This is a genomic window from Paenochrobactrum pullorum, from assembly GCF_041929845.1.
In the GTDB taxonomy this organism is placed as follows: Bacteria; Pseudomonadota; Alphaproteobacteria; order Rhizobiales; family Rhizobiaceae; genus Paenochrobactrum; species Paenochrobactrum pullorum.
The window spans coordinates 537,173-546,100 of the sequence record NZ_JBHEEH010000001.1 but is presented as its reverse complement, the minus strand read 5'-3'; the positions used below and the strand labels follow the sequence as shown (position 1 = coordinate 546,100).

7 protein-coding genes and 1 tRNA gene are annotated in these 8,928 nt (G+C 49.3%); 2 read left to right on the top strand and 6 right to left on the bottom strand.

What is annotated here, in order from left to right; all coding sequences use genetic code 11:
* The first annotated feature begins 123 nt into the window (after window positions 1-123).
* Window positions 124-200 (top strand) — tRNA-Arg (locus tag JNC77_RS02595).
* 152 nt (window positions 201-352) lie between these two features.
* On the opposite strand, the gene JNC77_RS02590 is transcribed toward JNC77_RS02595, so the two are convergent.
* The 5 genes from JNC77_RS02590 to JNC77_RS02570 form a co-directional block, all read right to left on the bottom strand.
* Window positions 353-1,606: an FAD-dependent oxidoreductase gene (locus tag JNC77_RS02590; RefSeq protein WP_374829143.1), complete on the bottom strand. Its 1,254-nt coding sequence runs from the start codon at window positions 1,604-1,606 to the stop codon at window positions 353-355.
* A gap of 158 nt (window positions 1,607-1,764) precedes the next feature.
* A complete protein-coding gene (locus JNC77_RS02585) occupies window positions 1,765-3,033 on the bottom strand; it encodes an ABC transporter permease (protein WP_374829141.1) in 1,269 nt (422 codons plus the stop codon).
* Window positions 3,026-3,691: an ABC transporter ATP-binding protein gene (locus JNC77_RS02580; protein ID WP_374829139.1), complete on the bottom strand. Its 666-nt coding sequence runs from the start codon at window positions 3,689-3,691 to the stop codon at window positions 3,026-3,028. The genes JNC77_RS02585 and JNC77_RS02580 overlap by 8 nt, the downstream gene beginning before the upstream one ends.
* Window position 3,692: 1 nt before the next feature.
* Window positions 3,693-4,166 (bottom strand): hypothetical protein, encoded by a 474-nt coding sequence (locus tag JNC77_RS02575; RefSeq protein ID WP_374829137.1) that lies wholly within the window; start codon window positions 4,164-4,166, stop codon window positions 3,693-3,695.
* A 68-nt stretch (window positions 4,167-4,234) separates the two neighbouring features.
* The gene (locus JNC77_RS02570; RefSeq protein ID WP_374829135.1) at window positions 4,235-6,004 is read right to left on the bottom strand and encodes an alkaline phosphatase; all 1,770 of its coding nucleotides are present in this window, start codon (window positions 6,002-6,004) and stop codon (window positions 4,235-4,237) included.
* A 385-nt stretch (window positions 6,005-6,389) separates the two neighbouring features.
* Between JNC77_RS02570 and JNC77_RS02565 the strand changes: the two genes are divergently transcribed.
* Entirely contained in the window at window positions 6,390-7,655 is a 1,266-nt protein-coding gene (locus tag JNC77_RS02565; RefSeq protein WP_374829134.1) for a Glu/Leu/Phe/Val family dehydrogenase, read from the top strand.
* Window positions 7,656-7,748: 93 nt separating this feature from the next.
* Here JNC77_RS02565 and JNC77_RS02560 read toward each other — a convergent pair whose 3' ends face one another.
* Window positions 7,749-8,843, bottom strand: a complete 1,095-nt coding sequence (locus JNC77_RS02560; protein ID WP_374830453.1) for a ribonucleotide-diphosphate reductase subunit beta — start codon at window positions 8,841-8,843, stop codon at window positions 7,749-7,751.
* Window positions 8,844-8,928: the final 85 nt, after the last annotated feature.

Genomic DNA, 8,928 nt, shown 5'->3' with positions numbered 1-8,928 from the left:
CGCCCGTAGCTCAGCTGGATAGAGCACCAGACTACGAATCTGGGGGTCAGAGGTTCGAATCCTTTCGGGCGCGCCATTCACTTAGAATTATGAAGGTAAGATCATCTTTCCTTTTTAAATGTTGCGCCCGTAGCTCAGCTGGATAGAGCACCAGACTACGAATCTGGGGGTCAGAGGTTCGAATCCTTTCGGGCGCGCCATTTAGCTATCAAAATAACTCCCCCTCATAACTTATTTTTCTTAAGCCATTAGGTTTCACGCATGTGAGAATGAATTGTGTTTGATTAGCAGAATCAATTTAGCATCTGCCCAAATTTCTTCAGACAGATGCACAATCATTCACGTCTTGATTTCAGCGCAGCTTGAAAAGAGAACTACGCAGTTTTTCGCGGCGCACACCCATGCCCACTAACCGACCGGCCAAATGTGCAAGAATCGGCCAGCGGGCTATGCCCTTAACAAAGGCTGGCGGGCCACTGCGTTTGACTTCGCTATTTTGACGTTTCTTGCTGCTTGATTGCATCATCAGCTGGATTTTCTGAATGGCTTTGGTTGGAAATGCACGGCGTTTTTCCACGCGCGCCAGATGCTGATCGGTCAATTTATTATCTCGCAGCGGAACCACCAAAATATTGGCGGCAGCCACCGCATCCTGTATCGCCAGGTTAACTCCGAAACCACCAATCGGCGACATTGCATGGGCCGCATCACCGATGCACAACAGACCGGAGCGCCACCAGCGGTTCAGCCGGTCAATGCGGATGGACAAAAGATGCACATCATCCCATGAGGTGATTTCTTGCACCCGATCAGGCGATAATGGTGAAACCTCAGCCACTGCATGCCGGAACGCTTCCAGCCCTTTTTCTTTCACTTGCGCAAAACTGCCCTTGCGCACCACATAACCGCATTGCCAATAATCGCCACGGTCGACCATGACAAAGCCCTGACGAGGCCCGCCATGCCCCATTGTATAGGGAGGGTCTTCAGGTTTATGCGAAAGTTTGATCCACAACACATCACTTGGCGCACCAAAACTGGTGCTCTCCAATCCGGCTTTTGCCCGCACCAGCGAATTGCGCCCGTCGGCTCCCACCACGAGAGAGGCTTTAATCTCGATGCTGCCTTCATGGTTTTGGGCAAAAAGGCCTTCGATACGGCCGTTATTTTCAATCAGATCAGTCACTTTGGTCGACATCATCAAATGAAAATTGGGCAATTTACGTGCTTCACGCGCCAGAAAACCTAAAAAATCCCATTGCGGCATGAAGGCAATGAAGCGGCATTTAACCGGCAGGCGTGAAAAATCAGCAATAGTGACATTCTGCCCGCCAATTTCGGCATGAAGTTTTGGCGCCTGTGTATGCGGCACTTTCAAAAACTCATCCAAAAGCCCTAGCTTATCGATAATATCAAGCGTTGCAGGATGCACTGTGTCACCACGAAAATCACGCAGAAAATCGGCGTGTTTTTCCAATACAGTCACATCAACACCAGCGCGCGCCAGCAATAGGCCGAGCATCAGACCACCCGGCCCCGAGCCCGCAATCACACATTGGGTGCTGATCGTTTGGGCGGTCTGTTTGGGGGACACTGGTTGCTGCATTTTGCTCTCCTGCCCTGCCGGCGAAAATGCCGGAGTATGAATTAAAGAGTGCCACGCAAGTGACACCCTTTAATACTATACTTTTAATATCAAGTTTTCGATTGTTAAATACAAGAAAACTTTATCAGGTCAGTTAGACATCAATATTCAAGCATCCGTCAACCACGCAAGGCGCTGACCGGTGACTGGCGATAAGCCATCATGGCCGGCAACAATCCAATGACAGACGCACCGACAAGCATGACAATCATACTATTGAGATCCTGCATTTCAAAAGCAACCGGCATGGCGAAGCCGCTGGATTGCGTGACGATGCGGGACAGAATTTTTGACGCGACAAAACCAAGTGCAAAACCACTGAAAATTCCAGCACCCAATAAAATAGCCACTTCAGACCAAACCAGCGTGAAGATTTTGCCTCGCGATGCTCCAAGTGCTCGTAAAGCACCGATTTGACGACGACGTTCGCCGATATGCAAAAGAGCAACAAAAACCAAAGCACAACCAATCAGAATCTGTGTGCCCAGTGCCACGAACATCAGGATTGATTTGGCATTGCCGAGCATGCCGTAAAGATTGGTCAGGACCTCGGCCGGAAAGACTGCCGTTGTACCATTGCCGCGATATTCTTGCCTGAGCTTGTAAGCATCGGCAATCGTTTTAGGCTTCACGATGATAGCCGGAACACCGGCCGCACCATGTTCAAAACTTGTTTGCAGCGCTTCTTCACCGTGTTGATGTTCATGCTCATGTTCATGGTCATGATCGCCGTGAGCTGCATGTTCTTCCGCAGTTTCATCGGCATGGCTATGTTCATGATCATGCTCCATGCCATGCACCGCCCAGACAGCTTCAATCGGCACCAAAATCGCATTGTCCCATGCGCCACCAGTCGGTGCCATACGGCCAACCATTTTATAAGTAATTTCAGTATGATGATGGCCGCCCTCGCCTGCATTGCCGTGCAAAGGCACCATAGAGGTTTCAGCACTCACATCCACATTGGCACCAACGACGGCCTCATGATGTGCGGTAAACATTTTGCCGGATGCCAGTTTCGGGCTTAAAGTTTCAACCAGCTTTGAAGTGGTGCCGATAATCGGATAATTCTTGTAACTATCGCCAAAACCAACAGGCGCAGCCCATGCGACGCGCGGGTCATGGCTTAGTTTTTCCAGTTCATTACCTTCCATCAACGGCAGCAATGACGTTTGTAAAAATACCGATGAAAGTACCAATTGCGTTTCACTGGCAGCAGCACCAATCACCAGATCAAAATGATCGGCAGCGCGCGCACTGCCAAGACGCAATGCACGCTCCTGCAATGTCACGGCAACACTTAAAGCGGTTGCGAAAGCAACCAGTAGCACCAGTGCCAAAGCACCAAGCCAATGGCGTTTTAAATCTGCGGCGATAAATCTAAACATCTGAGGTAATTCTCCCCGCAGCAAGGTTGATAGTGCGCGCCAATCTGGAAATCAGCCGGTCATCATGGGAGGCAATAATCGTCGTGCATTTTTCTTGGGTCGCCAGTTCCAGAATAAGATTGCCAACGGATGCCCCGTTTTCCTTGTCCAGACTGGCGGTTGGTTCATCGGCAATAATAATGGCGGGTTTGCGTTGCAGGGCACGAGCAATCGCCACGCGCTGCATTTCCCCTCGTGACATCAATTGCACTGCCTGGTCAGGCCGTTTCAGCCCGACCCGTTCCAGTAATTCATGCGCACGCGATAAAGCTTCTTTATCCACACCACCAGCCAGACGCAGCGGCAGCAAGATATTTTCCAGCGCCGACAAGCCGTCAAAAAGGTAGAAATCCTGCATAATGAGGCCGATATGTTCGCCCCGCCAACGATCTGCCGCAGTTTCCGACAGCTGATTGATCGGTTGACCGCCCCAGAGAACCAAACCTTTTTGCGGACGGGCAAGACCGCTGATAATATTGATAAATGTACTTTTGCCGGAACCTGATGCGCCGGTGAGACCCACCACTGCACCATCGGGCACTTCCAAATGATCGATTTGCAAGGCGGGTTCTGAAAGTCCGGCAAAGCTGACGCTGATATGATCTAAAACAAGTTGCATATCAGGCAACCTTATAGCGTGCATCACGCAGGCGCAGCAAACTGACAAAGCCGGTTTCGGGATCTGTCCACGATCCGACTTCCAGTTTTCCGGTCACTTCAATCAAGGTTGAGGGTTGCACGAAAGTTTGTTTTTTATCGAGATAGACCACCAGAATATTATCCGGCCAATCAGCATCGGACGAACAAAAAGGGCAGATCGACATCGGGATTTCGGTCAGTACAAAAAAATCGGCTTCCGCTTTCAAAGGTGGTGCCATGAAACCACCCATCACTACCTTCTCGCCATTCAGCGATTTGACTTTTTCTGAAAACTCAAGCCCCAAGACGCTGATCTTACTGTAGAGCTCGGCAAAGCTTAAATTGCCCGTTGCGGCTTTTGCCTGTGGCAATGTTCCGGCTACCGCATAGGCCAAAGGTGCGACACTCATGAGTTTGAGAAAATGACGACGCGGCATTGATGATAGAAATGACATGGTTCCATCCTTAAAAAGTGAAATGCCGGAAATTTCTTTCCGGCATTTTTTATCATCCAAACTCCGGCTTATTTCTTCTCCGCACCGAGCGCGAAAACTTCAGCCAAAATCTTGTAAACGTCGCTCTGTTCCATGTAGCCGCGGAAAAGTTCCGCACCCGCACCGCTCGCCTGCAAGACTACATCATCTACAGAGTGGACGCCGGTATCATCAGAGCGCGGGATATTACCCTCGCGGAATACGGCACCCGGAATATCCTTATAGGCTTCGTTGGCAACATATTCGTTCTTCTCGTTCTGGATCGCCGGAACAAAAGGATTATCCAGCTTCGGACGGAAGGTTTCATAATAGTCAGGGAAATTGTTGGAGAAGATCGCCAGACGCGGGTTTACATCCACGCTGTCCGGATAGCCGTCACCATTGCTGTCAACGTAATTGGTAAAGCCAGCTTTTTCATAAGTGCCGACTTTTTCACGCATTTCATTGCCCGGCTTGTTATCATCGATGGTGCCGATGATGGATACGCCGTGGGTATGGTCACCGGTGACTACAATCATGGTGTCCGGATTGTTTTTAGCAAATTCCTGCGCCAGACCGATCACTTTATCAAATTCGATCGTATCATAAACCGCACGTTCCCAATCCAGTGGATGGGACATCTTGTCGACATTTGCCGCTTCAACCATCAGGAAGAAGCCTTCTTCGTTCTGAGAGAGCTTTTTCAAAGCAATGTCGGCCATTTCAACCAGACCCGGCTGATCAGGGAATTTATCGATTGTACCCTTCTTCAGCATATTGCGGTCCATCGCGGTATCCATGTTACCGGTATGGAACAGGCCGAGCAGTTTGTCGCCTTCAGTGCTTGCTGCTTTTTCAAGTTCTTCCTTGCTGGTTGCCAAAGCATAACCGGCTTGCTGAAACTCTTTGATATAGTCTTTGTCATCTTTACGCTTGGAGCCCGGTACTTCCTTGTTGAGGAAGTAAGCAGAGCCACCGCCCAACAGCACATCAGGCTTTACATCAAACAACATGCCGGTGATTTCGGCTTTATCAGCACGGCGGCGTGTGTGTGAGGCAACTGCAGCAGGCGTTGCATCCTGCAATTCGGATGTGGTGACAATACCAATAGATTTGCCGGTCTGGCGGCGCAATGCTTCACTGATGTTTTCCACGCGCGGATCATCAAGGCTGTCCGGTGTGCGATCAGCATAAACACCCAGTGCATTGATGGCAGTCTTATGACCGGTCATATAGGCCGACATGGTGTTGGCGCTATCGGTTGCAATCGAGTTGGTGGCTGATGTACCGATGAAAGCCATATATTGCAGATCGTCCATATTGAGGCGGCCATTGGCCTTCCCTTCGCTCATGCCTTTCGACATGATGCGCGCACCGGTACGATGAGCAACCGACAGACCATCAGCAACGAGGAAGATCACGTTTTTGGCTTTTGGCGCATCGGATGTGCCGTAAACATCCCAGGTAACGCTTTTCTTGTCGTTACCGGCCTGCACTTCAATCGTGTAAGCACCAGCCTTTGGCAAAGCCAATGAACGCAGAATAACCGCCGAGCCCAGATCTTTGTCGGATGCGTCTTTTTCAGCAGCGATAAATTCAACATCTTTGCCGAAAACAGCTTTGTAATCTTCGCCGTTGACTGTGATTTTGACATCATCCGCTTTAACAACATTGTCAAACTCGACCTTAAAATCAAAAGGCGAACCGGCTAGAATCGTTGCACGGTCAAGCGGGTAAACGGTTGCAGCTTGCGATGCTGTTGCAAAAAGTGCAGCCGACAGAACTGTAGTGGCAGAGAGTAACTTAACAAGTTGACGCATGGTTTTATCAAACCCCTTTAGCGGTAATTCTTCCTGCAACCGATCAGAACCTCTTCCGGTTCTGCCCCTTTCGTGCTGGAAAAATGCCGGTTGTAATCTTCGGAAAGACCGTGAGCGGACAATGAGTACGGGGGAAGTGTTAGCCAGCCATTGTGACAGTGCTTTATATGAAACATGACAGATTGATTAAATCTGAGTGTGATGCACCGTCTTTTCCACTGATGCGAAAATCACACAATATTTCAGGAAAATGTAAAAAATGACGATTGCAAATAAATATAGGACAACAGTACTGTCCTTTTTTCTTTTCTTTTGTTGCGCGAAAGTGCATACATGAATTCTAAAAATATCTTTTCATAACGCCATACGCAAGAAAGGTGATTTCGTGTCACAGGACAATCTTCTTGAGAATGCATTAGTGCGGCTGGATGAGGCTGCAAGCCATATTAATATCGACGCTGATGTGATCGAAAAATTGAAATTCGCACGCGAGACAATGAAAGTGCGCCTGATGATCCGTATGGACGACGGTTCACGAAAATCTTTTCTTGCATGGCGCTGCCGTTATGATGATACCCGCGGACCAACCAAGGGCGGCATCCGTTACCATCCGGATGCAACCGCAGAAGAAGTTGAGACGCTTGCTTTCTGGATGACCTTTAAATGTGCGGTCATGAACCTGCCTTATGGTGGCGGTAAAGGTGCCATTCAGGTTGATCCGCGCAAATTGTCGAAAGCCGAGTTGGAGCGATTGTCCCGCGCCTATATTCAGGCTTTTGCCGGCATTTTGGGTCCAGACCGCGATATTCCCGCACCCGATGTTTACACCAACTCGATGATCATGGGCTGGATGGCAGACGAATATTCACAAATCGTCGATCAACATTCACCAGCTGTCATCACCGGCAAGCCTTTGGCATTGGGCGGCTCGCTTGGTCGTGATGATGCAACGGCACGCGGTGGTTATTATCTCGTTCGTCATCTGTCTGATGATTTGGGTCTTGCCGGTAGTTTGCGCGTTGCCATTCAAGGCTTTGGTAATGCCGGCCAGCATATGGCACGGTTGTTTTGTGCCGACGGCCATAAAATCACTGCTGTTTCCGATTCGGAAGGCGCAGTACAATGTGATGAAGGCTTGAATTTGGCGAGCCTTTTTGCAGCCAAAGCGGACGGCAAATCAGTGGTCTCAACCATCGGTCAAAATGGTCACAAAGCCATGACACCAGATGAACTGGTGGCAGCCAATTGTGATATTCTGGTGCCGTCAGCCATGGAAAACATGATCCACGAGGGCAATGCCGACAGTATCAATGCCAAGCTGATTGTGGAACTCGCCAATGGCCCGCTGACTGCTGAAGCTGACGAAATTCTGGCGAAAAAAGGCGTGATCGTTCTGCCTGACATTCTGGCCAATGCCGGTGGTGTTACAGTTTCATATTTTGAATGGGTACAGAACAAGCAAGGCTATTACTGGACTTTGGAAGAAATCCATCAGCGCCTCCAGAGCATCATGGAACGCGAAGGCCGTGCGATTTGGGAACTCTCAAAGGAAAAGAAATTCTCGCTTCGCACCGGTGCTTATGTCCACGCACTCTTACGCTTGGCACAGGCCATTGAAGCACATGGCACCCAGAGCGACTTCATTGCTTAAATTTCCTCCCCAAGACTAAAATGACTGACCAAAAAGCCCCGCCGATCATCTGACCGGCGGGGCTTTTCTTTATTCAAATCAGAACGATAAATATCAATCCCAGCTCAAGGCGCCGCCATTTTGATATTCGATCACGCGGGTCTCAAAGAAGTTTTTCTCTTTCTTCAAATCCATCGTTTCCGACATCCAAGGAAACGGGTTATCCGTTTCCGGGAATACGGATTCCAATCCAAGCTGTGCACAGCGACGATTGGCGATGAAATGCATATATTGTTCACACAGGGCAGCATTCAGACCCAGCAAACCGTTCGGCATGGTATCGCGGCCATAGGCTGCTTCCAGTTCTGCCGCATCACGCAACATGTTGCGCACTTCTTCCTGAAACTCTTTTGTCCAAAGATGCGGGTTCTCATGCTTGATCTGATTGATGACGTCGATACCAAAATTCATATGGATCGATTCATCACGCAGGATGTACTGATATTGTTCGGCAATACCCACCATCTTGTTACGACGACCAAGGGAAAGAAGCTGGGCAAAACCGGTATAGAACCACATGCCTTCAAACACGACATAGAACGCAATCAGATCACGCAGGAAGTCGCGGTCAGCTTCCGGTGTCCCGGTTTTAAACTCGGCATTATCCAGATTACGGGTGTAATTGAGCGCCCATGCAGCCTTATCGGTGATGGATGGTACCTCACGGTACATGTTGAACAATTCACCCTCATCAAGACCCAGACTTTCCACGATATATTGGAATGTATGGGTATGAACGGCTTCTTCAAACGCCTGACGCAGCAAATATTGACGGCATTCAGGATTGGTCAGATGACGATAAATCGCCAGCACGATATTGTTGGCAACCAGACTTTCCGAGGCTGCGAAGAAGCCTAAATTACGCTTGAGCATCAAGCGTTCATCATCGGTCAAACCGTCTTTGGATTTCCACAGTGCGATATCTGCCTGCATGGAAACTTCGGTCGGCATCCAGTGATTGTTACAACCAGCCAGATATTTTTCCCATGCCCATTTATATTTTAACGGCAACAGCTGATTAACGTCGGCGCGCGCATTGATCATGCGCTTTTCATCAACAGTCACACGGGCAGCATTACGCTCAATCGAGCCCAGACCCGTGGCATCGGCAGTCTCATCAGCACCTAAAGGCGCAGATGCACTGTTCATTTCGGTCTCTGACCAATCGAGATTAGACATTATAAAACCCTTTCAAATAGGCATGAAACAAAAGGAAGCGTCCATAATCGGCCAA